General features: G+C 71.2%; 26 protein-coding genes and 1 pseudogene. 15 read left to right on the forward strand and 12 right to left on the reverse strand.

Annotation, left to right across the window (positions count from 1 at the left end; all coding sequences use genetic code 11):
• Nucleotides 1–103: 103 nt before the first annotated feature.
• Nucleotides 104–820, forward strand: a complete 717-nt coding sequence (locus ABEA82_RS24700; protein WP_345663807.1) for a 3'-5' exonuclease — start codon at nucleotides 104–106, stop codon at nucleotides 818–820.
• Nucleotides 821–928: 108 nt separating this feature from the next.
• Here ABEA82_RS24700 and ABEA82_RS24705 read toward each other — a convergent pair whose 3' ends face one another.
• Entirely contained in the window at nucleotides 929–1804 is an 876-nt protein-coding gene (locus tag ABEA82_RS24705; protein WP_345663808.1) for a phosphotransferase enzyme family protein, read from the reverse strand.
• A gap of 172 nt (nucleotides 1805–1976) precedes the next feature.
• Between ABEA82_RS24705 and ABEA82_RS24710 the strand changes: the two genes are divergently transcribed.
• The 5 genes from ABEA82_RS24710 to mgt all read left to right on the forward strand — a co-directional run bounded on the left by ABEA82_RS24710 (nucleotide 1977) and on the right by mgt (nucleotide 7340).
• Nucleotides 1977–2912, forward strand: coding sequence for a carbohydrate ABC transporter permease (locus ABEA82_RS24710; RefSeq protein WP_345663809.1), 936 nt, complete (start codon nucleotides 1977–1979; stop codon nucleotides 2910–2912).
• Nucleotides 2909–3742: a carbohydrate ABC transporter permease gene (locus ABEA82_RS24715; protein ID WP_345663810.1), complete on the forward strand. Its 834-nt coding sequence runs from the start codon at nucleotides 2909–2911 to the stop codon at nucleotides 3740–3742. Before ABEA82_RS24710 ends, ABEA82_RS24715 begins: the two co-directional genes overlap by 4 nt.
• The gene (locus ABEA82_RS24720; RefSeq protein ID WP_345663811.1) at nucleotides 3742–5019 is read left to right on the forward strand and encodes an ABC transporter substrate-binding protein; all 1278 of its coding nucleotides are present in this window, start codon (nucleotides 3742–3744) and stop codon (nucleotides 5017–5019) included. The genes ABEA82_RS24715 and ABEA82_RS24720 overlap by 1 nt, the downstream gene beginning before the upstream one ends.
• A gap of 291 nt (nucleotides 5020–5310) precedes the next feature.
• Nucleotides 5311–6090 (forward strand): 23S rRNA (adenine(2058)-N(6))-methyltransferase Erm(O), encoded by a 780-nt coding sequence (erm(O), locus tag ABEA82_RS24725; protein ID WP_345663812.1) that lies wholly within the window; start codon nucleotides 5311–5313, stop codon nucleotides 6088–6090.
• The gene (mgt, locus tag ABEA82_RS24730) at nucleotides 6087–7340 is read left to right on the forward strand and encodes a macrolide-inactivating glycosyltransferase (protein ID WP_345663813.1); all 1254 of its coding nucleotides are present in this window, start codon (nucleotides 6087–6089) and stop codon (nucleotides 7338–7340) included. Before erm(O) ends, mgt begins: the two co-directional genes overlap by 4 nt.
• Nucleotides 7341–7397: 57 nt before the next feature.
• On the opposite strand, the gene ABEA82_RS24735 is transcribed toward mgt, so the two are convergent.
• Complete coding sequence (locus tag ABEA82_RS24735; RefSeq protein ID WP_345663814.1) at nucleotides 7398–8348, reverse strand: zinc metalloprotease; 951 nt, start codon at nucleotides 8346–8348, stop codon at nucleotides 7398–7400.
• Nucleotides 8349–8548: 200 nt separating this feature from the next.
• Between ABEA82_RS24735 and ABEA82_RS24740 the strand changes: the two genes are divergently transcribed.
• A complete protein-coding gene (locus tag ABEA82_RS24740) occupies nucleotides 8549–8869 on the forward strand; it encodes a hypothetical protein (protein WP_345663815.1) in 321 nt (106 codons plus the stop codon).
• 54 nt (nucleotides 8870–8923) lie between these two features.
• Here the strand turns inward: ABEA82_RS24740 and ABEA82_RS24745 are convergent.
• Nucleotides 8924–9301 (reverse strand): annotated as a pseudogene (locus ABEA82_RS24745) (MMPL family transporter); the annotation flags it as partial.
• Nucleotides 9302–9512: 211 nt separating this feature from the next.
• Between ABEA82_RS24745 and ABEA82_RS24750 the strand changes: the two are divergent.
• From ABEA82_RS24750 to ABEA82_RS24785, 8 genes are all read left to right on the forward strand, one after another.
• On the forward strand, nucleotides 9513–10061 hold the full coding sequence (locus ABEA82_RS24750; protein ID WP_345663816.1) for a DUF1697 domain-containing protein: 549 nt from the start codon (nucleotides 9513–9515) through the stop codon (nucleotides 10059–10061).
• Nucleotides 10054–10428: a nuclear transport factor 2 family protein gene (locus tag ABEA82_RS24755; RefSeq protein WP_345663817.1), complete on the forward strand. Its 375-nt coding sequence runs from the start codon at nucleotides 10054–10056 to the stop codon at nucleotides 10426–10428. The genes ABEA82_RS24750 and ABEA82_RS24755 overlap by 8 nt, the downstream gene beginning before the upstream one ends.
• 53 nt (nucleotides 10429–10481) lie before the next feature.
• Nucleotides 10482–10778, forward strand: coding sequence for a gas vesicle protein GvpO (locus ABEA82_RS24760; protein ID WP_345663818.1), 297 nt, complete (start codon nucleotides 10482–10484; stop codon nucleotides 10776–10778).
• Between the two features lie 133 nt (nucleotides 10779–10911).
• A complete protein-coding gene (gene gvpJ / locus ABEA82_RS24765) occupies nucleotides 10912–11295 on the forward strand; it encodes a gas vesicle protein GvpJ (RefSeq protein WP_086025191.1) in 384 nt (127 codons plus the stop codon).
• Nucleotides 11292–12011 (forward strand): GvpL/GvpF family gas vesicle protein, encoded by a 720-nt coding sequence (locus ABEA82_RS24770; protein WP_345663819.1) that lies wholly within the window; start codon nucleotides 11292–11294, stop codon nucleotides 12009–12011. Before gvpJ ends, ABEA82_RS24770 begins: the two co-directional genes overlap by 4 nt.
• A gap of 13 nt (nucleotides 12012–12024) precedes the next feature.
• Entirely contained in the window at nucleotides 12025–12276 is a 252-nt protein-coding gene (locus ABEA82_RS24775) for a gas vesicle protein GvpG (RefSeq protein ID WP_039933982.1), read from the forward strand.
• Nucleotides 12273–12644 carry a gas vesicle protein gene (locus tag ABEA82_RS24780; protein WP_345663820.1) on the forward strand — a complete coding sequence of 124 codons (372 nt, stop codon included), beginning with the start codon at nucleotides 12273–12275 and terminating at the stop codon, nucleotides 12642–12644. Before ABEA82_RS24775 ends, ABEA82_RS24780 begins: the two co-directional genes overlap by 4 nt.
• On the forward strand, nucleotides 12641–13462 hold the full coding sequence (locus tag ABEA82_RS24785; protein WP_345663821.1) for a GvpL/GvpF family gas vesicle protein: 822 nt from the start codon (nucleotides 12641–12643) through the stop codon (nucleotides 13460–13462). The genes ABEA82_RS24780 and ABEA82_RS24785 overlap by 4 nt, the downstream gene beginning before the upstream one ends.
• Nucleotides 13463–13505: 43 nt before the next feature.
• Here the strand turns inward: ABEA82_RS24785 and ABEA82_RS24790 are convergent, their stop codons facing one another.
• From ABEA82_RS24790 to cysC, 9 genes are all read right to left on the reverse strand, one after another.
• Nucleotides 13506–14327, reverse strand: a complete 822-nt coding sequence (locus tag ABEA82_RS24790; RefSeq protein ID WP_345663822.1) for a serine peptidase — start codon at nucleotides 14325–14327, stop codon at nucleotides 13506–13508.
• Complete coding sequence (locus ABEA82_RS24795) at nucleotides 14324–18301, reverse strand: AAA family ATPase (protein WP_345663823.1); 3978 nt, start codon at nucleotides 18299–18301, stop codon at nucleotides 14324–14326. Before ABEA82_RS24795 ends, ABEA82_RS24790 begins: the two co-directional genes overlap by 4 nt.
• Before the next feature lie 155 nt (nucleotides 18302–18456).
• The gene (locus ABEA82_RS24800) at nucleotides 18457–19197 is read right to left on the reverse strand and encodes a sirohydrochlorin chelatase (RefSeq protein ID WP_345663824.1); all 741 of its coding nucleotides are present in this window, start codon (nucleotides 19195–19197) and stop codon (nucleotides 18457–18459) included.
• A 5-nt stretch (nucleotides 19198–19202) separates the two neighbouring features.
• Nucleotides 19203–20099: an ABC transporter permease gene (locus tag ABEA82_RS24805; RefSeq protein ID WP_345663825.1), complete on the reverse strand. Its 897-nt coding sequence runs from the start codon at nucleotides 20097–20099 to the stop codon at nucleotides 19203–19205.
• Entirely contained in the window at nucleotides 20086–20874 is a 789-nt protein-coding gene (locus ABEA82_RS24810; protein ID WP_345663826.1) for an ABC transporter ATP-binding protein, read from the reverse strand. Before ABEA82_RS24810 ends, ABEA82_RS24805 begins: the two co-directional genes overlap by 14 nt.
• 44 nt (nucleotides 20875–20918) lie before the next feature.
• Nucleotides 20919–22022, reverse strand: coding sequence for an ABC transporter substrate-binding protein (locus ABEA82_RS24815; RefSeq protein WP_345663827.1), 1104 nt, complete (start codon nucleotides 22020–22022; stop codon nucleotides 20919–20921).
• A 221-nt stretch (nucleotides 22023–22243) separates the two neighbouring features.
• On the reverse strand, nucleotides 22244–23578 hold the full coding sequence (locus ABEA82_RS24820) for a sulfate adenylyltransferase subunit 1 (protein ID WP_345663828.1): 1335 nt from the start codon (nucleotides 23576–23578) through the stop codon (nucleotides 22244–22246).
• A gap of 2 nt (nucleotides 23579–23580) precedes the next feature.
• Nucleotides 23581–24519: a sulfate adenylyltransferase subunit CysD gene (gene cysD, locus ABEA82_RS24825; RefSeq protein WP_345663829.1), complete on the reverse strand. Its 939-nt coding sequence runs from the start codon at nucleotides 24517–24519 to the stop codon at nucleotides 23581–23583.
• On the reverse strand, nucleotides 24516–25052 hold the full coding sequence (gene cysC / locus ABEA82_RS24830; protein WP_039935544.1) for an adenylyl-sulfate kinase: 537 nt from the start codon (nucleotides 25050–25052) through the stop codon (nucleotides 24516–24518). Before cysC ends, cysD begins: the two co-directional genes overlap by 4 nt.
• Nucleotides 25053–25056 lie beyond the last annotated feature (4 nt).

Consider the following 25056-nt stretch of genomic DNA (forward strand, 5'->3'; position numbering starts at 1 on the left):
TGTGCGGTCGGGCGGGTGAGCGGAACGCGATCCCCTGATTGTCAGTGGTGCATGCGAAGGTGGGGATCACTGGGGGAACGCACCACAAGAAGGGGGACCGCCCATGGGCTGGCACCGGGAGCTGCTGATCGGCTTCGACCTGGAGACGACGGGCACGGATCCGCGCGAGGCGCGCATCGTCACGGGGGCCGTGATCGAGGTCAGGGGCGGGGAGCCGTTGGGGCGCCGGGAGTGGCTGGCCGACCCGGGAGTGCCGATCCCCGAGGACGCCGTGGCGGTACACGGCATCAGCAGTGAACGAGCGGCGGCCGAGGGCGGACCGGCCGACCAGGTGGCGGACGCCATGGCCGAGGTCCTCATCTCCTACTGGAAGACGGGCGTACCGGTCGTCGCCTACAACGCGGCCTTCGACCTGACCCTGCTCTCCGCAGAGTTGCGGCGCCACGGTCTGCCGTCCCTGCGCGACCGCCTGGGCGGCGTGGACCCGGCCCCGGTCATCGACCCGTACACCATCGACCGCTGGGTCGACCGCTACCGCCGCGGCAAACGCAACCTCGAAGCGGTCTGCGCCGAGTACGGCGTGGTCCTCGACTCCGCCCACGACGCCCTGTCCGACGCCCTGGCGGCAGCCCGCCTCGCCTGCGCGATAGCCACCCGCCACCCCAAGATCGCCTCCCTCGGCCCGGCGACCCTGCACCACCGCCAGATCGAGTGGTACGCACAGTGGGCGGCGGACTTCCAGACCTTCCTGCGCAAGAAGGGCGACACGACGGCCCTGGTCGACGGGGCCTGGCCGGTACGGGAGTTGGCCGAAGTGTAGAAGAGCCGCGGGCAGTCGTGCCGCTGGGGCGATGGGGGTACCCCCTGCTCGAGCGAAGCCGAGAGCTTGGGGGAGGCACCCCGCAGCGCCGAGCTGCGCACCCACCTGTCAGAAGGGCAGCCACCGCACGGTCTCATCGCCCTCCCGCAAGGACGCCACCCGCCGCTCGAACTCGGCCAACGCCTTCGGATTGCTCGGCGCATGCTGAGCAACCCACGCGCAACTGGCCGTCTCCCGAGCCCCCCGCAACACCGAACATCCCTCCCACACCCGCACATCCCACCCGTACGCCTCCGCGAAGGACTCGTACGCCGCGTCCGAAACCCCGTACCGGTCGTGCGACAGCACCATCACCACCAGATCGTGCTCCCGCAGATCCGACGACACCGTCTCCAGATCCACCAGCACCGGCCCGTCCGGACCCACATGCACATTCCGCGGCAACGCGTCCCCGTGGATCGGCCCGGGCGGCAGATGCGGCGTAAGGCCCGCCGCCTCCGTCGCGAACCCGTCCCGCCGCGCCCGTAGATACGCCGCGTCACCGGGATCGATCGCGTCGCCCGCGAGCCGCAGCCACCGTTCCACACCCCCCAGCAGATCACGGCCGGGAAGCTCGAAAGGAGGAAGAGGCGTGGCATGCACGACCCGCAGCAGTTCGGCCAGATCCCGCGGCTCGGCGGGCCGTACGGCGTCCGGCAGCCGATGCCACACCGTCACCGGGTGCCCGTCGACCAGCAGGGGCTCGGAGGCGGCCGCCCGCACCGCCGGCACCCCCGCCTCGCCGAGCCACCGCGCGATGTCCACCTCGCGGCGCGCCCGGTCGAGAAGCTCCGCGTCGCGGCCCACCTTGACGACCAGGTCACCGGCGGCGAACACCGCGTTCTCGCCCAGCGCGAGCAGCCGTGCCGCGCGGGCCGAGCCGGTCCCCGCGCCGGGCAGCACCCCCGCCGCGGCCAGTACGTCCCGCGCCCGTGCCTCGTCCATCGTCCGCCTCCGTCGTCCTGGTTTTCGCGTGTGCTGCCGCCGTACGGTTCCGGCCATCCGCCGGTCAGTGTCGCATCGGCACAGGTCGGACGGCATGCGCGGGGCCTTGACGAGGCATACCGCCTTCACGACCATGACCTGGCCAGCCGAGCCGTGCAAAGGGGCTGATTCCGTGACATCGGTGACCGAGGTGCGGAGACCGGCTCGCCGGGAGTCCGGGACACGCCCGCCCCGCCGGGCCGTCGACCACGGTGCATGGTTTCTCGTCCTGCCCGCACTGATCCCCATCCTCGTCCTCAGCGCCGGACCTCTGCTGTACGGGATCCTGCTGGCCTTCACCGACGCCCAGTCGGGCCGCACCGCGCCCACCCAGTGGATCGGCGGCCTCAACTTCCGGGACCTGCTGCACGACACGCTGTTCTGGGAGTCGTTCCGGATCGGGCTGGTGTGGGCGGTCGGGGTGACCGTGCCGCAGTTCCTGCTCGCGCTGGGCCTCGCCCTGCTGCTCAACCAGGACCTGCGGCTGCGCTGGCTGGCCCGCGCCCTGGCGATCATCCCCTGGGCCATGCCCGAGGTCGTGGTCGGCATCATGTGGCGGCTCGTCTACAACCCGGACGCCGGCATCCTCAACGAGACCCTGCGCGACCTCGGCCTGGGCAGTGGCCGCGACTGGCTCAGCGGGCTCGCCACCGCGCTGCCCGCCGTGATCGTCGTGGGAGTGTGGGCGGGTATGCCCCAGACGACGGTCGCGCTGCTCGCGGGTCTCCAGAACACCCCGCGCGAACTCCACGAGGCGGCGGCGGTCGACGGCGCGAGCGCCTGGCGCCGGTTCCGCACGGTCACCTGGCCCGCCCTCAGACCCGTCGCCCTGGCCATCACCGCGCTCAACCTGATCTGGAACTTCAACTCCTTCGCCCTGGTCTACGTCCTCACCAGCGGCGGCCCCGGCGGCCGGACCCGCCTGCCGATGCTCTTCGCCTACGAAGAGGCCTTCCGCTACGGGCAGTTCGGCTACGCGGCGGCGATGGGCTGCGTGATGGTGGCGGTGATCTCGATCGTCCTGGCGGTCTTCCTCGCCGGACGCCTGAGGGGAGGTGACGACGCGTGAGGACCGGCACCCCCGCTCGCGTCGGCCAGTACACGGCGCTGCTCGCCTACCTCGGCTTCCTCGCCTTCCCGTTCCTCTGGCTGGTCTCCACCGCGTTCAAACCGCCGCGCGAGCTGGGCAGTCTGCACCCGACCTGGATCCCGGAGGATCCCACCCTCGACAACTTCCGGCAGGCCTTCGACGAACAGCCGCTGCTGCACGCCGCCCTCAACTCCCTGCTCGCGGCGCTCGGCGCGGCGGTCGTCGCGGTGCTGATCGCGACACCGATGGCCTACGTCGTCGCCCGCCGCCGCACCCGGCTCGCGAAGGCGGTGACGGGCTGGGTGGTGGTCAGTCAGGCGTTCCCCTTCGTCCTGCTGATCATCCCGCTGTTCCTGGTGCTGAAGCACCTCCGGCTGATCAACTCCGTGCCCGGGCTGGTGCTGGTGTACGTGGTGTGGGCGCTGCCGTTCGCGCTGTGGATGCTCGCCGGGTACGTGCGGGCCGTGCCGCCCGAACTGGAGGAGGCCGCCGCGGTCGACGGGGCCGGACGGCTGCGGACACTCGTGTCGGTGACCGCCCCGCTGCTCGCGCCGGGCATCGTGGCGACCGCGCTGTTCGCCTTCATCACCGCGTGGAACGAGTTCTTCTTCGCGCTGGTGCTGCTCAAGACGCCGGAGAAGCAGACCCTGCCGGTCGTGCTCACCCATTTCATCGGCGCCGAGGGCGTCGCCGACCTCGGCCCGCTCGCGGCGGCCGCGTTCCTCGCGACGCTGCCCTCGCTGGTCGTCTTCGCGCTCATCCAGCGGCGCATCACCGGCGGCATGCTCACCGGGGCGGTGAAGAGCTGATGAGACACCTGCGTCTGCTGCTCCCGGTCCTCCTGCTGCTCCTCGCCGGCTGTTCCTCCGGAGGCACCCGCGACGACGGCCGGATCACCCTGCGCTTCCAGTCCCTGGCCTGGCAGGAGGAGTCGGTCGCAGCGAACAAGGACCTGGTGAAGGAGTGGAACGCCACCCACCCCGATGTCCGGGTCGAGTACGTGCAAGGCACCTGGGACAGCGTGCACGACCAGTTGCTCACCGCCTTCGAGGGCGGTGAGGCGCCCGACATCATCCATGACGCCTCCGACGACCTGGCGGACTTCGCCTACGGCGGCTACCTCGCCGATCTCACCGACCTGCTGCCCGCCCGGCTGAAGTCGGACATCCCGCCGCGCAGTTGGAAGACCACCACTTTCGGCGACGGCATCTACGGCGTGCCGTTCCTCCAGGAACCCCGCGTGCTGATCGCCAACGCGACGTGGCTCAAGCGGTCCGGCGTCCGGATCCCGACCCCCGAGCGCCCCTGGACCTGGGCCGAGTTCCGCCGGATCACCGAAGACCTCAGCGGCCGGGGCGAGTACGGCGTCGCCTGGCCGCTGAAGGAACCGGTCTCCGCCACGCTCAACCTCTCCCTGTCGGCGGGCGGACAGCTCTTCCACCGCGGGCCGGACGGCAAGGTGACGGTCCGGTTCGAGGCGGCCGACCAGGTGGTGCCGCGGACCGTACACGCCCAGGTCGGCACCGACCGCAGCGCCTCGCCCACCACCCTGGGCAGCGGCGGTTCGGACACCCTGCCCGGTTTCTTCGGCGGCCGGTACGCGATGGTCCCGCTGGGCTTCTCCTACCGCCAGCAGATCGTGCAGCAGGCCCCGAAGGGCTTCGAGTGGCAGGTGCTGCCCGCTCCGGCGGGCGCGGGCGGACTCACCCAGGGCGTCAGCCCGCAGACCCTCTCGATCGCCGAGGACTCCCCGCACCAGAAGGAGGCGGCCGCCTTCATCGACTTCCTGTTGAAACCGCGGAACATGGTCCGACTCGCCCTCGGCGACTGGATGCTGCCCACCGGCACCCGGGCCCTGAACGACCCGGCCCTGCGCACGGCGGAGCACGGCTGGTCCACGGGCACGGCGCTCGCCGCCCACCTGCGCCCGGCGCCCGCCCAGACCGTACGGGGCTACCCCGAGTGGAAGGACAAGGTGGCGACCCCGGCCTTCCAGGAGTATTACAGCGGGGCCATCGGCATCCGCGAGCTGCGGGAACGCCTGGAGCGGGACGGCAACCTGGTGCTGGCGCGCTACCAGCGCTGAGTACGGGCCGGCCGTACGGCCCCACCGGCGGCGATATTCCGTTGTGCGCCGCCGAGGGCCTCACCTAGCGTGCTGCTCGTGGGTATCAACGCGATCTACATCTCCGGTCACGCCCGGAGTTGCGTGCGCGCCGTACGGGTGCGCCGCGGCCCCGGAGCCCTGACCGGCCCGGGGAGCCACGCCCGCTGAGCCTTTCGAGGCCGGCGTCTCACCCTCCCCGTTCGTTCTCTGTCTTCCGGTCAGGGCCTTCGGCTGCCCTTTTCCCCTCACGGAAGACAAGGACCGCAGGCCATGGCCCGCCCCACCGCGACCTCCCGCGCGCTCTCGCAGAACTTCCTCGCCGACCGCGCCACCGCCGAACGCTTCGCCCGACTCGCCGTCCCACAGGACCGGCCGATCCCGCTGCTGCTCGAAGTGGGTGCCGGTAAAGGGGCGTTGACCGTCCCACTGGCCCGGCGCTGCCGGGAGCTGCGCGCTTACGAGATCGACCCGCGGCTCGTGCCCGTCCTGCGCGGCCGCCTCTCCGGCACGCCGCACGTGCACGTCGTCGGCGGGGACTTCCTCGCCCTCCGCCCGCCGCGCAGGCCCTTCTCGGTCGCCGGGAACGTGCCGTTCTCCCGGACCGCCGCCGTCGTCGACTGGTGCCTGCGCGCTCCCGCCCTCACCGACGCCACCCTGCTCACCCAGCTCGAGTACGCCCGCAAACGCACGGGCGACTACGGCAACTGGACGCTGCTGACGGTCCGCAGCTGGCCCCGCTACGAGTGGCGGCTGCTCGGCCGGGTCGACCGGCGCGGCTTCCGCCCCGTCCCGCGCGTGGACGCCGGGGTGCTGCGCCTCGAACGGCGTGCCACCCCGCTGCTCGACGACGCCGCGTACCGGAGCTGGCGGTCCCTGGTCGAGCTGGGCTTCTCCGGGGTCGGCGGTTCGCTGCACGCCTCCCTGCGGCGGGCCCACCCGAGGCGGCGGGTGGACGCCGCCTTCCGGGCCGCGCGCCTGGATCCGGGGGCGCTCGTGGGCGAGGTGACGCCCGCGCGGTGGCTGCGGCTGCACGAGGCGCTGACCGCATGAGCCACAAAGACATTGACGAGACGTCTCGTCTCGCATACGGTCGGCGCATGACCAGTCGCGCTCACATCGCCATGTTCTCCATCGCCGCTCACGGGCACGTGAACCCGAGCCTCGAGGTGATCCGCGAGCTCGTGGCGCGCGGCCACCGGGTCACCTACGCGATCCCGCCGGTCTTCGCCGACAAGGTCGCGGCCACCGGTGCCGAGGTGAAGACGTGGAATTCGACGCTGCCCTCACCCGACGACGACCCGTCGGCGTGGGGGACCACACTCCTGGACAACGTGGAGCCGTTCCTCGACGACGCGATCCAGGCCCTCCCGCAGCTGATCGAGGCGTACGAGGGCGACGAGCCGGACCTCGTGCTGCACGACATCGCCTCCTACCCGGCCCGCGTGCTGGCCCACCGCTGGGGCGTTCCCGCGATCTCCCTGTCGCCGACCATGGTCGCCTGGGAGGGGTACGAGAAGGAGGTCGCCGAGCCCATGTGGGCGGAGCCGAAGGAGACCGAGCGGGGCCGCGCCTACTTCGCCCGTTTCCAGGCCTGGCTGGAGGAGAACGGGATCGCCCTGCACCCCGACGCGTTCGGCGGCCGGCCCGAGCGCTCGATCGTCCTGATCCCCAAGGCGCTCCAGCCGAACGCGGACCGCGTCGACGGGAGCGTGTACTCCTTCGTCGGAGCCTGCCAGGGCGACCGGACCGCCGAGGGCGACTGGCAGCGGCCGGCCGGTGCCGAGAAGGTCGCGCTCGTCTCCCTCGGGTCGGCCTTCACCAAGCAGCCCGGCTTCTACCGGGAGTGCGTCAAGGCGTTCGGCGACCTGCCGGGCTGGCACCTGGTGCTCTCGATCGGCAAGCACATCGACCCGGCCGAGTTCGCGGACGTCCCCGCGAACGTCGAGGTGCGGTCGTGGGTGCCGCAGCTGACGATCCTCAAGCAGGCCGACCTGTTCGTCACACACGCGGGCGCGGGCGGCAGCCAGGAGGGCCTGGCCACCGCCACGCCGATGATCGCCGTACCGCAGGCCGCGGACCAGTTCGGCAACGCCGCGGTCCTGGAGGGCCTCGGCGTCGCCCGGCACCTCCCCACGGAGGAGGCGACCGGTGAGGCCCTGCGCGAGGCCGCCCTCGCCCTGGTGGGCGACCCGGAGGTCGCCCGCCGGCTGAAGGTGATCCAAGTCGAGATGGCCGAGGAGGGCGGCACACACCGTGCGGCCGACCTCATCGAGGTCGAACTGCGAGCCCGGCAGCGGTAGTCGGGACGGTCGCCCCGCTCCGTCGGGGCGACCGCCCCGCGCCGGGCCGTCTCGCCCTCACACCGCGACGGCCTGGCGGGTCAGGGGCATGCGGGCATGGTCGAGTGCCGCGTCCATGCGTGCCGCCTGCCCCTTGGTGAACATGAACATCGCGGCGTCGTCGGTGTAGTCCATGTAGTTCATGAACATGTCGCCGTCCGGCCCGTTGTTGCACGTCACATGGGGGAAGCTGGGGGAACCGAGGTTCGGCCCGCCCTGGTTGGGGGTGTCCGAGACGAAGTCGCTGCCGCTGCACCCCTCGTCGTCGTCGCCCCAGATGTGCCGCAGGTTCAGCCAGTGCCCGATCTCGTGCACGGCCGTGCGGCCGCCGTCGAACGGGGCGGTGGCGGTGCCGGTGGTCCCGAAGGCCGTATAGGTGACGACCACACCGTCCGTGGAGGCGGCGCCGCCCGGGAACTGGGCGTAGCCCAGCAGTCCGCGGCGCAGCCGGCAGACCCAGAGGTTCAGGTAGACGTCCGCGGGCCAGGCGTCGTGGCCCCCGCTCAGGCTGAACTTGACCAGGTCGTCGGTGTCCCAGTCGGGGCTCGAGGTCTGGGTCCGCGTGATGCCGTCGGTGGGGCGGCCCAGTGGGTCGGTGCGGGCGAGGTGGAACTGGATGCGGGCGTCGGCCACCAGGTCCTGCCAGGTCGCGGGGACCTTGCCGACGTCCGGGTTGCTCGCCCGGAAGTCCTGGTTGAGCACCGCGATCTGACTGTGGATCTGGGCGTCGCCGACGTTCTGCTCCGGGGTGTTGTGCACGACGTGCACCACGACCGGGATGTCGACGATGCTCTGCCGGGCGGACACCTGCTCCGTCGCCTCGTAGGTGAACGCGGCGTTCTCGATCAGGGCGCGGTTCTCGGCGTACTCGGGGTTCAGGCTGAGGAGTCTGCGGTGTACCTCCATGGCGCCGCACCAGCGGCTGTACTCGGCGGAGGTGGCGCGAAGATAGGACTGAGCATCGGACATGACTGCCCCTCGGGAAGCTGGGGACGTGCCGCGCTCGCGGCTGCGGAACTGCGCGTCTGACACGCGCCGCGGGGGCCGGGCGACGTCCGGGCGGAGCGGCCGGTTGCCCGTTCCCTCCGAACCCATACACTGATAATCCTAGTCACCCAGGTGCAATACCGGCAATTTGGGCAGCGTTGAGCGAGTGAGGTGGCCGGGTCATGCGAGAGCCCCCGTCGGGCCTGTTCCGCTCCTGGTTCCACTCCTACGAGGAGGACCACGACGACGTACGGGTGTACCGGCCGGACGACTACCCCTTCCCGCCGGCGCGCGGACGCCGCGGCATGGAGTTCGCGCCCGACGGCACCTTCGTCGACCACCCGCTGGGACGCGGGGACGCCCCCGGCGCCGTGCCCGGACGCTGGCGGCTGGTGTCGGACCGTCACATCGCGCTCACCTTCGACGGCGCCCGCCCGGACCGGGAGCTCGAGATCCTGCGCTGTGACGAGGACGTCCTGCACGTGCGCCGCCTCACGCCCTGAGAGGGCCCGTTGGTTCATCCGGCAACCAACGGGCCCTTCGGGCGGCGGCGGGGATCAGACCTTGAGGGGCTCGCCCCCGCCCCGCGCCGCCGGTCCCGCGATCGTCCGCGGCGTCTCGTCGTGCGTGAGGTCCGGCAGCCGGTGCAGCCACTTCGGCAGGTGCCAGTTCCGCTCGCCGAGCAGCGCCATCACCGCCGGCAGCAGCACGCCCCGGATGATCGTCGCGTCGATGAGCACCGCCGCCGCGAGACCGACGCCCATCTGCTTCATGGACTGCATGGACAGCGTCCCGAAGATCGCGAAGACGGCGACCATGATGACGGCGGCGCTCGTGACCACGCCTGCCGTGGTGACCACGCCGTGCCGGATCGCGTCCTTCGTCGCCAGGCCCCGCAGCCGCGCCTCCCGGATCCGGGAGACCACGAACCCGTGGCCCTCCCCACAGGGGAGGACCGCGACGGGAGGTGGGCCCTTACACCTATCGGGGCCCCAAGAGGGGCATACCGGGCTCCTCGGCTGTGTGGATCCTGAGCAGACGGTTGTGCCCCGCGGTGACTGGTGAGTAATTTACGGGGCCGGGCAGCTGCCCACCGGCCGTCGTGCCCACCCCCACGGGGCACGACGGCCGTCTTATCGTGTGCGGATGACGACGATGTATGCGGCGCTGTTGCGCGGGATCAACGTGGGCGGCAGCAGGAAAGTCCCGATGGCCGATCTGCGCGCCCTCCTGTCGGGTCTCGGCCACGAGGACGTGGCCACGCACCTCCAGAGCGGCCAGGCCGTGTTCTCCTCCGGCCACGGCGACGAGGAGTCGCTGGCCGCCGAGATCGCGCAGGCCGTCGAACAGCACTTCGGGTTCGGCGTCGACGTGATCGTGCGCGACCACGCCTATCTGAAGGCGGTCGCCGACGCCTGCCCGTTCCCGGCCGCCGACCTGGAGCCCAGGCAGCTCCACGTCACCTACTTCTCGGCGCCCGTGGGACCCGAGCGCTTCGCGGAGATCGACCCGGCCGCCTACCTCCCCGAGGAGTTCCGCCTCGGCGACCGCGCCCTGTACCTGTACGCCCCCGACGGCCTGGGCCGCTCCAAACTGGCCGAGCACCTGTCGAAGCCCCGCATCAACAAGGGAATCGTCGCCACGACCCGCAACTGGAACACCGTCGTCAAACTGGTGGAGCTGACGCGTGCCTGAGCACAACCCGGCCGTCGAGGCCGCCATGGAACTCGAACTGGCCCTCCTCACCCCGAAGATCCGCAGCTCGTCCGACAGGGTCGGGGCGCTGCTGCACCCCGACTTCCACGAGTTCGGCGCCTCCGGCCGGCACTGGAACCGGGCCGCCATCATCGCCTCCCTGGCCGCGACCACCGACCCGGGGTCCCGGCCCGTCGCCGTCTCCGCGTTGAGGGGCGTACAGCTCGCCCCGGACCTGGTCCACCTCACCTACGACACGGAGTACGACGGCAGCCGCGTGCACCGCAGTTCGCTGTGGCGGCGGACGGACGGCCGGTGGCTGCTCTACTTCCACCAGGCGACCCCGTTCAGCGAACGGGCGGGGTAGGCGTCTGGCCGATTCACCCCCCACACGTGCCCCGGACTTGGCACGGTAGGACCATGACGAGCACTGATCACGACACGACACCCCCCGGCCGGCTGACGGCTCTGCAGGCCATGCGCGGCGCCGCCGCCCAGCTCGCGGAGCTGCTCGGCACCACCCCCGACTCCGTCTCGGCCGTCCGCCCCGCCCCGGACGGCTGGACGGCCGACGTGGAGGTCGTGGAGCTGGAGCGGGTCCCCGACACCATGACCATCATGGCGACGTACCGCGTCACCCTGGACCCCCAGGGCCGGCTCATGGGCTACGAACGGGTGCGCCGCTACGCCCGAGGCCAGCTCGACCGGCAGCGGTAGCCCTCCCCTTCTCCTCTCAACTCCCGTTCCCGGCAGTCGATTTTGTGTTCACGTGAACACCCCCGCCCCCACCCCCGTACCTACGGGCGGCACGAGAACGGACTCTCGCGAGAGGAAACGCACCGTGACCGTCATGACGCAGTCCGGCGGGATCCAACCCGCCGCCACCTCCAGCGGTTCGGGGACCGCCGGCCTCTTCGACATCCTCGAACTGATCCTGGACCGCGGGCTCGTCATCGACGTGTTCGTACGGGTCTCCCTGGTCGGCATCGAGATCCTGAAGATCGACATACGCATCGTCATCGCGAGCGTCGACACCTACCTCCGCTTCGCCGAGGCCTGCAACCGCCTCGATCTGGAGGCCGGCCGCAAGGCCCCCGACAAGCTTACCGACATCGTCGGCAACCTCGTCGAGAGCGGCGCCCGGGGCAAGACCAGCGGTGCGATCGGCGGCGCCATCGACGCGATCGGTGACATCTTCGACCGCGACGACAAGGACCGGGAGGACGAGCGGTGAGCGGCGTCTACGTCTACGCCGTCACCCGCGCCGACCACCCCCTGCGGCTCGACGGCCTGCGCACCGTCGGCGGGACCGACGAGCCCCCGCGGGTCGTCGTCCACGGCCCGCTCGCCGCCGTGGTCAGCGCCGCGCCACCCGACCTGCGCCCCAAGCGGCGTGACCTCGGAGCCCACCAGGAGCTCCAGGAACGCCTCATGGCCGACGGATCGGTCCTCCCCATGCGCTTCGGTCTGCTCGCCCCGGACGACACCGCCGTCAGGACGGCCCTGGAGGCGAAGCGCGACGACTACGCCCGCAGACTCGGCGAACTGCACGGCACCGCCGAGTACAACCTCAAGGCCGCCCGCTCCCAGGACGACCTGCTGCGCGAGGTGCTCGACGGATCCGACGAGGCCCGCCGGCTCAACCAGTGCACCCGCGACGGCACCGGAACCTACGAGGACCGCCTCGCCCTCGGCGAACTGGTCGCCCGGCAGGTCGACGCCCGGCAGCGGCGCGAGGCCGACGAGATCGTCGCGAGGCTGTCCGGCCTGGCCCGGGCCAGTGTCGTCGCCGACCCGTCCAAGGACGACTTCCTCAACGTGTCGTTCCTCGTCGAACGGGCCCGCGCCGAGGAGTTCAGCGCGGCCGGCCGGACCCTGGCCCACGACTACGGCGCCGCCTACGACTTCCGGCTGCGCGGCCCCCTGCCCCCCTACAGCTTCGCCGCCTGACGGGGGACCGGCCATGGGTCTGCTCACCGGCATCCTCACCCTCCCGCTCGCGCCCCTGCGCACCACCCTCTGGGCCGCCGAGCAGCTACAGGCCGCCGCCGAGGCGCAGTACTACGACCCGGCCCCCGTCCGGCAGGCCCTCGTCGACCTGGAACGGGCCCTGCTGGAGGGCCGGATCGGCGAGGACGAGTACGACCGCCGCGAGGACGAACTGCTGGACCGACTCGACGAGATCACCGCCCGGAGACGAGCCCCCCGACCATGACCCACCCGGACCCCTCGGCAGCCGGCGGACTCACCCGAGCCTCCCGCCTTCCCTCCCCCTACGACCACGGGCCCGGCGCCCAGTCCGCCAACCTCGCCGACATCCTCGAACGGGTCCTCGACAAGGGCGTGGTCATCGCCGGCGACATCCGGATCAACCTGCTCGACATCGAACTGCTCACCATCAAACTGCGCCTGCTCGTCGCCTCCGTCGACAAGGCGAAGGAGATGGGCATCGACTGGTGGGAACACGACCCCTCCCTCTCCTCCCGGGCCGGCCGCACCGAGCGGTCCCTGGCCGACGAGAACGAACGCCTGCGCGCCGAGATCGCCGCCCTCAAGGCGGCCGACAGGAGGCCGGAGCCATGACCGAACCGCACCGCGTCTACGCCTACGCCGTCCTGCGCCGCACCCCCGAGGCCGCCGCCGCGGTGACGGGCCTGCGCGGGGTCGCGGGGGACCCGATCCACCTGGTGGAGCCCACGGACCCGGCTCCCCGGCTGGCCTTCGCCGTCGGCCGGGTCCCGGCCGCAGACTACGACGAGGCGCCCCTGAAGGCCCACCTCGACGACCTGGACTGGCTGGAGACCACCGTCCGTTCCCACCACGCCGTGGTCGCCGCACTCGCCGCCGGCGGCGCCGCCGTCCTCCCGCTGCGCCTCGCCACCGTCTACCTCGACGAGGAGCGCGCCCGGCACGCCCTCGACACCCGCCGCGCGTACTTCCTCTCCCTGCTGGACCGCCTCACCGGCCATGTCGAACTCGGCGTCAAGATCTACGCCACGCCGGACATCACACCGCCGGAGGCCGAGACCGACAACGCGCCGGAGCCGGTCACCGGCCTCGGGGTCGGCCGCGCCTACCTGTCGATCCGCCGCCGCAGACAGCGCAGGAACGAGGACGCCTGGCGCACGGTCGCCCAGGCCGCCGCCCACCTCACCGAAACGGCCGGCGCCCTCGCCGTCGACCGCGTCGCCCACACCCCGGAGCGCGGCAGCCTGGCGGGCTCGGCCCCCGGCACCAACGTGGGCAACGACGCCTATCTGGTGCCCGCCGACCGCGTCGACGCCTTCCGTAGGAGCCTCCTCACGGCCGCCCAGGGCATCCCCGGCCTCCGCGTGGAGGTCAGCGGCCCCTGGGCCCCGTACTCCTTCGCCCTCCAGCCGGAACCGGAGGCCGCCGCGTGACCGCACGTCCCGGGATCAGTGAGGCGACGCCGGGCTCCGCACCTCAACTCGGGCCCGGGGCCGCTCCGCACCCTGCCGTGATGGTCTCGATCACCGACCGGTGCCGGAGGTAGTCCAGCACACTGTGCGGCCAGGCGGGCGCGATGCTGATCTCCGGCAGCTGCACGACACCCGTGAACACTCGGGCCAGTTCCCCCTTGGGAACGGCGACGAAGTCCCCGACATCGGCGACGTTCACCCATCGCCGCACACCGGGGGGCTTCTCGCCCGCGCCGTCCCGCGGAGCGGGGTCGAGACGGTGGAAGACGGCGTGCGGGAGCGCCAGCGGCGACCCGAGGGTGAGCAGCAGCTTCACATCCACTCGGCTCGCCAGCTCGTGCAGCACTTCGTACGCGACGACGCTGCCCAGCGAGTGGGCGACGACGATCTCGGGCCGGTGCCGAAGCAACGCGGCCCGTACCCTCTCGCGCACGCTCACACGCCCGGCGGCGAAGTACCGGGCCACCTCGGGGAAGAGCAGCCGAACCGTCTTCTCCACAACGGCGGGACGCTGCCCCGACCGCTGGGCGACCTGTCCGCAGATCCACCGGACCCACCCGGTCGCCCGCCCCTGCACCCCGCTGGGGTCGACCCCCCAGGCCCGCGCCCACTGCTCGACCAGCACCACCTCGGCGTCGTCCAGCTCGTCACTCTGCCGCTCACTGCGGAGAAGATCCGCGTAGTACGCCACCTCCAGGTCAAGCCTCGGCACCCTGTTGCCGAGCGCTTCGAGCCACTCCGTGCGCAGACGCTTGCCGCCGATGTCGGGCGTGGTGTCGGCGGCCTTGTAATTGCGGACGCCGTGGATGCCGAGGACGTGGGTCATACGAGCGGGGCCTCCGGTCCGATGGTGCAGGCGTACGTGCCGATCGCGCCGTCCACGACGGCGAAGACCCGCTGCGGACCCGCGAACCCGAAGGAACCCGGCTGCCCGGGCAGCGGGATCCGCGCGGCCGGGCGCAGTGTCCGGGACTCCCAGACGGTGAGGGCGCTGATGTCACGGTCCTCCAGCACCACCAACCCGAGGTATCTGCTGTCGGGTGAGAAGGCGAGCGGAGCGCCGACCGCGACCACGCCGCTGATGCGTACGGTCTGGACCTCCGGAAGGGGGAGGGAACCGGTGTGCAGGACGTGCAGACTGCCGCCGGAGGACACCGCCGCCAGGACCTGGCCGTCCGGGGAGAAGGCCAGTTGGTCCACCGAACCCTCCAGGGAACGGCTGGCGAGCTCGTCGCCGGTGGCCGGATCGAGCAGAGCCACCCGTTGCTCCTGGCGGTCACGGACGGCGATGAAGCGGCCGTCCGGTGAGGCGATGACACCCTGGCCGTCGAAGCGCGGGAGCTCGATGGTCTCCGTCTCCTCGGTGAAGCCCTTCCACAACCGGAGCTTTCCGTCACTGCCACCGCTGACCAGGAGCGACGGGTTGGTGGGGTGGAAGGCGACGGCTGGCGGGAGGGGGCCGCTGACCGCGAAGCGGTTGATGACTCGCCCCGACCCCGCGTCGGCGACACACAGCGATCCGAAACAACTGACCGCCAGAAGGGAGCCGTCCGAGGCGAACGCCACCTTGTGCCCTGAGTTGGGGCTTACGTCGACCCAGGTCACCGGGGCCCGCTTCTCCATGCAGAACACGGCGACACCGTCGTCGGAGGCCACGCCGAGGAACCGGCCGTCGTAGCTGAAGGCCACCGACACGGTGTGGCTCTCGCCCATCGAGCTCCATTGCCCGCTCCCGGGTTCCCAGAGTGTGAGTCCGGCGGTGCCGGCCACGGCGAGGAAGCGGCCGTCCGGGCTGAACGCGACGTCCCGCACACTGCCGACGTCCTCGGAGCCGTCGACCCGCCCACGTCGTTCCCGTTCCGACGGAGGGTCGTCCGTGACGTCCCAGACGGAGACCCCGAGTTCTTCCGTGCCCACAGCCAGCAGACGACTGTCGGGGGAGTAGGCCAGGGCGTTGACGGTGCCGGTGCGGCCCCGCTGCGACTGCCCCGCGAGCACACGGTTCTCCACGTCCCAGAACTGGACGTTCCTGGTGAAGGAGGATTGCGCGAAGGCGATGTGGAGGCCGTCGGGTGAGAAGGCGACATCGGTGACCCAGTACAGGGGCGAGTCACCGAACAGCGGAGTCACGGACCGCCAGGTCTCCGTCTCCACCACCTGCACGCCGCTGTGGGTCGCGGCGGCCAGCAGACTGCCGTCGGGGGAGAACGCCACGTTGTGCACCATGTTGCTCGCGCTCTCGATGAAGCGGCTGCTGGTGTCGACGCGGCCGCCCCGCGACCACAGGAGCTGGTGAGTGGTCGCCTCCGGCCCGAGGGCCGTCTCCCGCGCGATACGGGCGAACTGCTCCCGCAACTCGGTCAGCCCCAGCCGGTCGGCGTCGAAGGCGAACACCGACGCCCGGTCGCACGCCGTGCGCAGCCGTGCGTGCGCCGCCCAGGAAGCGCTCAGCAGACGCTGGTAGTCGGCGGCCTCCTCGGACTGCGCCAGGTCGATCGCGCGGTGGTCCTCCCGCAGATCGAACCGCACGAGGAAGTACGCGTCGGTGAGCAGCCTCTCGGCGTGGGAGACCGAGACGGCCGTCGCCACGTGCCCGAGGGCGTGGCGCAGCACATAGGGCTCGTCCTCGGCGGCCTCCCACGGATCGGTCCGTCCATGGTCGTCGGACTCGAAGGGGCTGATGATCTCCGCCAGCAGTCGCCGCTCCAGGGACAGGCTCTGCTCCGGGTCCAGCGGGTCCTCGCTCACCGGATGCGCGCGCAGGTAGTCGACCAGGCCCTGGTGGAACAGCCGGTACAGCGTCTCGCCGCTCTGCGGGTCGCTGCCGTAGCGCAGGAAGGGGGACGCCTCCTCCAGAGTGTCCCGGAAATGGCCGTCGTCGACGCTGTCGGCGTCCAGGGCCTTGACGCACCGCTTGAGCGTGGTGAGTGGCATGCCGTCGCCCCTGGAGCGGGCCAGCACCGCGAGCACCGCACGCAGGGACGGGAAGTCGTGCCGCCGTGCTCTGAGAATCGCCTCGAGCAGGGTGGGCAGATCGGCTGATGCCGTTTTCGCATAGGCGTCCGCGCCCACCTCGTCCTGCGGCGGATGCTTCAGCGTCCTGAGGTAGTGGACGTACAGGCCCGCGAGCAGGAAGGGCCCCCACAGTGCGCCGGGACGCTGCCCGCGCACGATGTGCTGGGCTCCCTTCTTGGCGAGCAGCTCGACGAACTCCGAGCAGGCGCCGGTGGCGTACGGTTCGCTGCCCGCCAGCAGGCGCTGGATGTAGCCGCGTACGTCCTCCTCGACTTGGACGGGGTCCGACTCGTCGAGGTCGATGGACTCGCTCGCCACGCCCACCGGCTGCTCGAACGCGGACAGAGCGGTCACCACTTCGCGCCGGCCGCCCAGCAGGATCCGGCATGGCGCGAGGGTCGTCTCGCCGTCCGAGTCCGACGGCCTGAGCAGGTCGGCCACCAGACGGAGCACTCCCTGCGGCGCGGTGCTCTCGTCCACCGCGTCGAGCACGATGAGCCGGTCCTTCTTCTCGCGCTCCAGCGCCGTCCGCAGCAACTGGGCGGTCCACACGCTCCCGTCACGCTCATCGGCGTCCGCGGTCGGGCCGTCCTCCGCGTCGGTCTCCGTCGGCCAGGGCAGATCCGCCAGCGCCACGACAGCGTCGATGAGCTGCTGCGCGGAACGCTGTCGGGCATGCAGCGCGATGGTGCCGGGCACCTCGGGTATGTCGTGGCCGGCCGATTCCCACAGCTCGCGGAAGCGTCGTCGCAGGCCCGGTTCCGCCGCGCAGACGATCACACCGAGGAGCCCGGACTTGCCGACGCCGGCCGCGCCCGTGACGGTGAGCAGACGTCCCTCGCCGGCGATCCACTCCGCGTACCGCGTCAGTTCCGCGGTGCGCCCGGAGAAGAAGCCCACGCTGGTGTCGGTCGGGACGAGGCCGCGTCCCGAGGCGCGGTCCGCGAAGTAGCGCGTGTCGTCGATGGGCTGGCCGGCCGGTGTCTGAGGGCCCAGGTCACTCTCCCCGGGGATGTTGCCCAGGGAGCGGCGTTGCAGCCGGAGTTGCTCGGCCGTGAGGGCGGCTGTTCGCGGGTTCGGCAGGAACGGCCAGTCGGCGTCGCCCTGTTCGACGCTGAAGCCCAGCGACATACGGCGGGCCGTCGGGTCGTTGCGGATCACCCGGATCAGTTCCCGGACGAACCGGCGGAAGGTGATGGCCTCCTCGTCCAGGTTGAAGTCCCGGTCCGCCAACCGGTGGAGCGCCGCCGCGAGCCAGCTGCTGAACCGCCCTTGTTCCGTGGGCGAGTCGCTGACGGAGGCGCCGAGCGCCCAGACCCCGCGCTCGACGTCGAGTTCGGTGAAGGGCTGCCGTCCGGTGGCGGTGCCGGCCGAGCAGGTGTCCACGAGGAAGACGACGCGGTGCAGGTACCCGCCGCGCTCCACCTCCTGTTGCGCCTTCTCGATCCACCGGTCGACGTCGACTTCGCGGTTGTCGCGCGCGATGAAGGACAGCCGGTGGCTGCGATCGGCCCTGCCGTGGCCGATGAGGTGCACCACCATCACGTCGGCCGGTTCCGACACACCGACGAGTCGCTCGCGCAGGAGGTTCTCGATGTCCCCCTCGTAGCAGTCGAGGAACGTCTCGACCTCGGCGTTCAGTCGCTCGAAGGCCTCTTTCACCTCGTCCAGGCGTGCCCGGACGAAGCCGAGTTCCTCCACGTCCGCGGAGTCGTCGAAGCTTCCCACCCCGATGGACAGCACGGTGATGCGCGGAGCGCCGTCGTGCTTGGATGCTCTTTCCAACAGGTCTCCTGAGGCGCCTCAGCTGACACGATGCCGGAACCTCCCCGACGCCGCAGACCGACGTTACCGGATGTGGCCGCCCACTGACGGGGCATCACCCTGATGGGGAAAGTCGGTCGTCACGACCTGGTCCGACGAGGCCGAGGCCTGTACGGTCAGGCGCTCACGGCCGCCGGCGCCGGTACCCGTGCCGCCTCGTACCGCTCCAGCACGACCCGTGCCACCTCCGGCGCCGGGCCCAGTACGTCCGCGAGGACGTCCGCCTCCGCCGCGCCCCGGGCGATGCGGTCCGGGAGGAAGCCGGGGGCCAGGACGTAGGGGGCGACGGCCACCCGGGAGCAGCCGAGTGCGCGGAGTTCGCGGACGGCGTCCTGCGTGCGCGGAAGGGATGCGGAGGCGAACGCAGGCCGCACGGCGCACCAACCGGTGTGCCGCCACTCCCGCGCGATTTCTGCGATCACTGCGATCGCCTCCGGGTCGGTGGACCCCGCCGAGGCCAGGACGACCCCGGTCGAGGACTTGTCGGCGGGGGTCAGGCCCGCCTCGTACAGCCGTCGCTCCAGCGCGGACAGCAGCAGCGGCGACGGGCCCAGGACCTCGGCCTGGTGGACGCGCAGCTGCGGGGGCGCGTCCGCGAGGACCGCGGGGATGTCCGCCTTCGCGTGGAACGCCCGGGTCAGCAGGAGCGGGAGGGCCACCACGGTGCGGACGCCCTGTGTCGCCAGGGACTCCAGCACCCCCTGCACCGAGGGCACGTTGAAGTCCAGGAAGCCGGTCTCCACCCGTACGTCCGGGCGCAGCGAGCGCACCCGGCGTACGAGGGCGTGCACCGTCGCGGCGTGCCGCGGGTCGCGGCTGCCGTGGGCGATGACGAGGAGGACAGGCTTGTCGATCATGGAACTCAGCTCTTCACCAGCAGCCCGCGGTTGCGCAGCACCCAGCGCTCCAGGGGGCTGAAGATCAGCAGGTCGATGGCGATGCCGACGATCAGGATGAGCAGGATGGCCTCGAAGACCATGGCCATGTCGCTGGCGTTGCGGCCGTTCTCCAGCAGCTGGCCGAGGCCGACGCCGAGGTCGGGGAAGGACGCGATGATCTCCGCGGCCATCAGGGAGCGCCAGGAGAAGGCCCAGCCCTGCTTCAGGCCCGCCACGTAACCGGGCAGCGCCGCCGGGAGCACGATGTGCCAGGTGCCCTTCAGGCCGGTGGCGCCCAGGGTGCGGCCCGCGCGGAGGAACAGCGGAGGCACCTGGTCGACACCCGACACCAGGCCGTTGGCGATCGACGGGACCGCGCCGAGCAGGATCACCGCGTACATCATCGAGTTGTTCAGGCCCAGCCAGATCACCGCGGGCGGCACCCAGGCGACCGACGGCAGGGACTGCAGACCCGACAGGATCGGGCCGAGGGCCGCGCGCACCACCTTCACCCGGGCCACCAGCAGGCCCAGCGGCGTGCCGATCACCAGGGCGAAGAAGAAGCCGAGCAGACCGCGCGAGACGCTGGTCCAGATGTAGCCCAGCAGTTCGCCCTGGAGCCACGCGGTCTGGACGACGTTCCACACGTCGGACGGCGCCGGCAGCTTGCTCGGGTCGTCGACGACCTTGAACGAGACGAGGGCCTGCCAGACCGCCAGCACCAGCACGATGGCGACGACGGGCGGCAGGATCTTCTCGACGAAGGTCTGCCGGAACGGGGTCCGGCCCGTCTGCCGCGTCTCCAGCGCGTCGAGGCCCGCCTCCAGTCCGGCGAGATCGTTGCCGTCCTTGGCGACGGTCGTCGAATCAGTGCTGGCCATGACGGCGGATCTCCTCACGAAGTTCTTCGGTGATCTCGACGGACAGCTCCGCCACGGCGGTGTCCTCGATGCGGCGCGGATGCGGGATGTCGACGCTCCACTCGCGCGCGACCCGACCCGGGCGGGAGGACAGCAGCACCACGCGCTGGGCGAGGCGCACCGCCTCGCGCACGTTGTGCGTGACGAACAGGACGGACACCTCCGTCTCGCGCCAGATGCGGGTCAGCTCGTCGTGCAGCACGTCCCGCGTGATGGCGTCGAGCGCGGCGAACGGCTCGTCCATCAGCAGCAGCTTGCTCTCCTGGGCGAGCGAGCGGGCCAGCGCGACGCGCTGCCGCATACCGCCCGACAGCTCGTGCACCCGCTTGCCGTACGCGCCCTTCAGGCGCACCAGCTCGAGCAGCTCCTCGGCCTTGCCGCGCCGTTCGGGCTTCGGAACACCGCTGAGCTTCAGCGCGAGTTCGATGTTCTTGCCCGCGGTCAGCCACGGGAACAGCGCGTGCTCCTGGAACATCAGCGCCGGGCGGCCGTCCGTGGTGATCTCGCCGGCGGTGGGCCGGTCCAGGCCGGCCACCAGGTTGAGCAGCGTGGACTTACCGCAGCCCGAGGCCCCCAGGAGAGTGACGAACTCACCGGGCGCGACATCGAGCGTGATGTCGTCCAGGACGAGCTGCTGCCCGGCGGGGCCCGCAAACGACTTCGAGACGTGTTCGATCCGGGCGGCGTGCGTGGCCGACTCGGTGGCGTCGGCGGCCTTGGCGAGGGTCGTGGCCATGGTCGTCACCTCCTGGGAGCTCTTCAAGATGCGGCTTCGTGGGCTTACTTCGCGCCGAGACCGGCGTCGTCGACCGCGGGCTCGCCCTCGGCCTTGAGGACCTTGTTCAGCGGCGCGAGGTCGTAGATGCCCTTGAGGTCGGGCTTCTCCAGCAGCCCCGCCTTCACGGCGTGCTCAGCCTCGGTGTTGAGGGTGGAGGCCAGCGGGTCGTCGGTGAACCGGATCGACTTCCACGCCGGGTCGAGCACGTCGGCGGGCAGCGCCTTGCCGGAGTCGGCCTCCAGCTGCTTGTTCGCCGCCGCCTTCGCCGCGTCCGGGTTGGCGTTGATCCACTTGTTGGTCTCGACGGAGCCCTTCAGCACCGCCTCGACGACCTTCGGGTGCTCCTTCAGGAAGTCCTGCCGCACGATGATGTTCGTGATCACGAACTTCTTGTCGGGCCACAGCGATCCCTCGTCGAGCAGCACCTTGCCGCCCTCGGCGACCAGCTTCGACGCGGTCGGCTCCGGCACCCACGCGCCGTCGACGGACCCGGACTTGTAGGCGTCCGGGGTGACCTTGTTGTCGCTGCGGACGACCGTGACATCGCCCTTGCCGCTCTGCGGGTCGACCTTCCAGCCCTGGTCCGCGGCCCAGTTGAGGAACGCGACGTCCTGCGTGTTGCCGAGCTGCGGGGTGGCGATCCGCTTGCCCTTGACGTCCTTCAGGGACTTGATCTTGTCCGGGTTGACGACCAGCTTCACCCCGCCGGACGCCGAACCGCCGATGATGCGCAGGTTCTTGCCCGCGGCCTTGGTGTAGCCGTTGATGGCGGGGGAGGGGCCGATCCAGCCGATGTCGATGGACTTGGAGTTCAGCGCCTCGATCTCGGAGGGACCGGCGTTGAAGATGGCCGGCTCGACCTTGGTGGCGCCGAGCGCCTTCTGGAAGATGCCCTTCTGCATGCCCACCAGCGCGGTGCCGTGGGTGAGGTTGCCGAAGTAGCCGATCTTGACGGTGTCGAGACCGTCGATCTTCTTCGCCCCCGCGGCCACCTTGGCGGCCCCGTCGTCCTTGGACTCGGAACCGTAGCCGCAGGCGGCCAGCGTGAGCAGGGGAAGTGCGGCGATGACCGCGAGGCTGCGGCGAAGAGCGGATGATGCAGGCACGGGAGGTGTTCCTCTCGGAGGCCCGGCGGTCACGGTCTCTCAGGTCGTGGCCGGGAGGTCGGCAGTTTTCGTCTACGGCGGTGGGGGGTGAGGGCGCGCAGGCAGTGCGCGTACGTCAACGCACACATCGCGCCACTCCGCCCTGCCCGCTGCCGAGAGCACCGCTGCCGACGCGGCCGCCCTCCTTCGCGAACGAGGAGTAGAAGTCGGGGAGATTCATGTCAGAAGTCCCACCCGTCGTCCTCGGCCTCGTCCTTGACGGGCTCCGGGGAGGCGAAGGACTCGCCGACCATGCCCGCGGTGAGGGTCTGGCCGTCGTTCGGGTCGATCAGGATGAAGGAGCCGGTGCGCCGCGAGTCGGAGTAGGAGTCGACCGGCAGCGGCTCGGCGGTACGGATCTTCACCCGGCCGATGTCGTTGGCGACGAGCTGTCCCGGGTGCGGGTGCAGGGACAGGTCGTCGAGCGTGAGCCGGGACGGGATGTCCTTGACGATCGCCTTGACCGTGCGAGTGCCGTGCTTGAGCAGCACCCGGTGGTTGACGGTCAGCGGCGCGTCCGCGACATGGCAGACGGTCGCCTCGATGTCCTGCGTGGTCGCGGGCGCGTCCTTGGTGGGCACGATCAGGTCGCCGCGCGAGATGTCGATGTCGTCCTCCAGCAGGAGGGTCACCGACTGCGTCGTCCAGGCGACGTCGACCGGCTCGCCCAGCAGGTCGATGCCGGAGATCTTCGAGGTGCGGCCCGAGGGCAGGACGGTGACCTCCTCGCCGACGCGGAAGGAACCGGCGGCGATCTGACCGGCGTACCCCCGGTAGTCCGGGTGGTCGGCGCTGCGCGGCCGGATCACGTACTGCACGGGCAGCCGGGCGTGGCAGTGGCTCAGGTCGTGGCTGACCGGCACCGTCTCCAGGTGCTCCAGCACGGTCGGGCCGCCGTACCAGTCCATGTTGGCGGAAGGCTCCACCACGTTGTCGCCGACGAGCGCCGAGATCGGGATCGCGGTGACCTCGGGGACGCCCAGCTCCGTCGCGTACGCCGTGAACTCCTCGGCGATGGCGGCGAACACCTTCTCCTCGTAGCCGACGAGGTCCATCTTGTTGACCGCGAGGACCACGTGCGGGACGCGCAGCAGGGCGGCGAGGGCGGCGTGCCGGCGGGTCTGCTCGACGACGCCGTTGCGGGCGTCGACCAGGATGACCGTCAGCTCGGCGGTGGAGGCACCGGTGACCATGTTCCGCGTGTACTGCACATGGCCGGGGGTGTCGGCGAGGATGAACCGCCGCAGCGGCGTGGCGAAGTAGCGGTACGCCACGTCGATGGTGATGCCCTGCTCCCGCTCGGCCCGCAGACCGTCCGTCAGCAGCGCGAGGTCCGGCGCCTCCTGGCCCCGGCTCGCGGAGGCGCGCTCCACGGCCTCCAGCTGGTCGGTGAGGACCGACTTGGAGTCGTGCAGCAGCCGGCCCACGAGGGTGGACTTGCCGTCGTCGACGGAACCGGCGGTGGCGAACCGCAGCAGGGTGGTCTCCGAGAGTTCCTCGGTGGTCACGGTGCTCATCTCTAGAAGTACCCCTCGCGCTTGCGGTCTTCCATCGCGGCTTCGGACATCTTGTCGTCGGCGCGGGTCGCGCCGCGCTCGGTGAGCCGGGAGGCGGCGATCTCGACGATCACCTTCTCGATGGTGTCGGCCTCGGAGTCGACGGCTCCGGTGCAGGACATGTCACCGACCGTGCGGTAGCGCACCAGGCGCTTCTCGACTGTCTCGCCGTCCTTCGGCCCGCCCCACTCGCCGGCGGTCAGCCACATGCCGCCGCGCTTGAAGACCTCGCGCTCGTGCGCGTAGTAGATCTCCGGCAGTTCGATGCCCTCGCGGGCGATGTACTGCCACACGTCCAGCTCGGTCCAGTTGGACAGCGGGAACACGCGCACGTGCTCGCCGGGGGCGTGCCGGCCGTTGTACAGGTTCCACAGCTCGGGGCGCTGACGGCGCGGGTCCCACTGGGAGAACTCGTCCCGCAGGGAGAACACCCGCTCCTTGGCCCGGGCCTTCTCCTCGTCGCGCCGTCCGCCGCCGAAGACCGCGTCGAACTTCTCCGCCTGGATCTTCTCGGTCAGCGGCAGCGTCTGGAGCGGGTTGCGGGTGCCGTCCGGGCGCTCCTTCAGCACACCGCGGTCGATGTAGTCCTGCACGGAGGCGACGTGCAGCCGCAGCCCGTGCTCGGCGACCGTGCGGTCGCGGTAGTCGAGGACCTCCGGGAAGTTGTGCCCGGTGTCCACGTGCAGCAGCGAGAACGGCACCGACGCCGGCCGGAAGGCCTTCAGCGCCAGGTGCAGCATGACGATGGAGTCCTTGCCGCCGGAGAACAGGATCACCGGACGCTCGAACTCGCCCGCCACCTCGCGGAAGATGTGCACCGCCTCGGACTCGAGGGCGTCGAGGTGGGAGAGCGCGTACGGGCTGTCCGTCCCCTCGGAAACGGTGGCGACGGTCGTCGTCATGCCAGTCCCCTTTCGCTGAGCAGGGCGTACACGGACGCCGCGGACTCCTGCACGGTCTGGTTCTGCGACTCGATGCGCAGGTCGGGCGACTCGGGCGCCTCGTACGGGTCGTCGACGCCGGTGAGCCCGGTGAGCTCGCCCGCGGCCTGCTTGGCGTACAGGCCCTTCACGTCCCGCTCGCTGCACACCTCGACCGGAGTCGCCACGTGGATCTCCAGGTAGGCCGTGCCACCCGCCTGGTGACGCTTGCGCACCGCCTCGCGGCTGTCCTGGTAGGGCGCGATGACCGGGACGAGGGCGAGCACGCCGTTGCGGGCGAGCAGTTCGGCGACGAAGCCGATCCGCTGCACGTTGGTGTGCCGGTCCTCGCGGCTGAAGCCGAGGCCCGCCGAGATGAACTCGCGGATCTCGTCGCCGTCGAGCACCTCGACGCGGTGGCCCTCGGCGCGCAGCCGGCCGGCCAGCTCGTGGGCGATGGTGGTCTTGCCGGCACTCGGCAGACCCGTGAGCCAGACGGTGGCTCCGGTCGTCACGTCG

Origin of the sequence: Streptomyces venetus (genome assembly GCF_039540295.1) — a bacterium.
Lineage (GTDB): Bacteria > Actinomycetota > Actinomycetes > Streptomycetales > Streptomycetaceae > Streptomyces > Streptomyces venetus.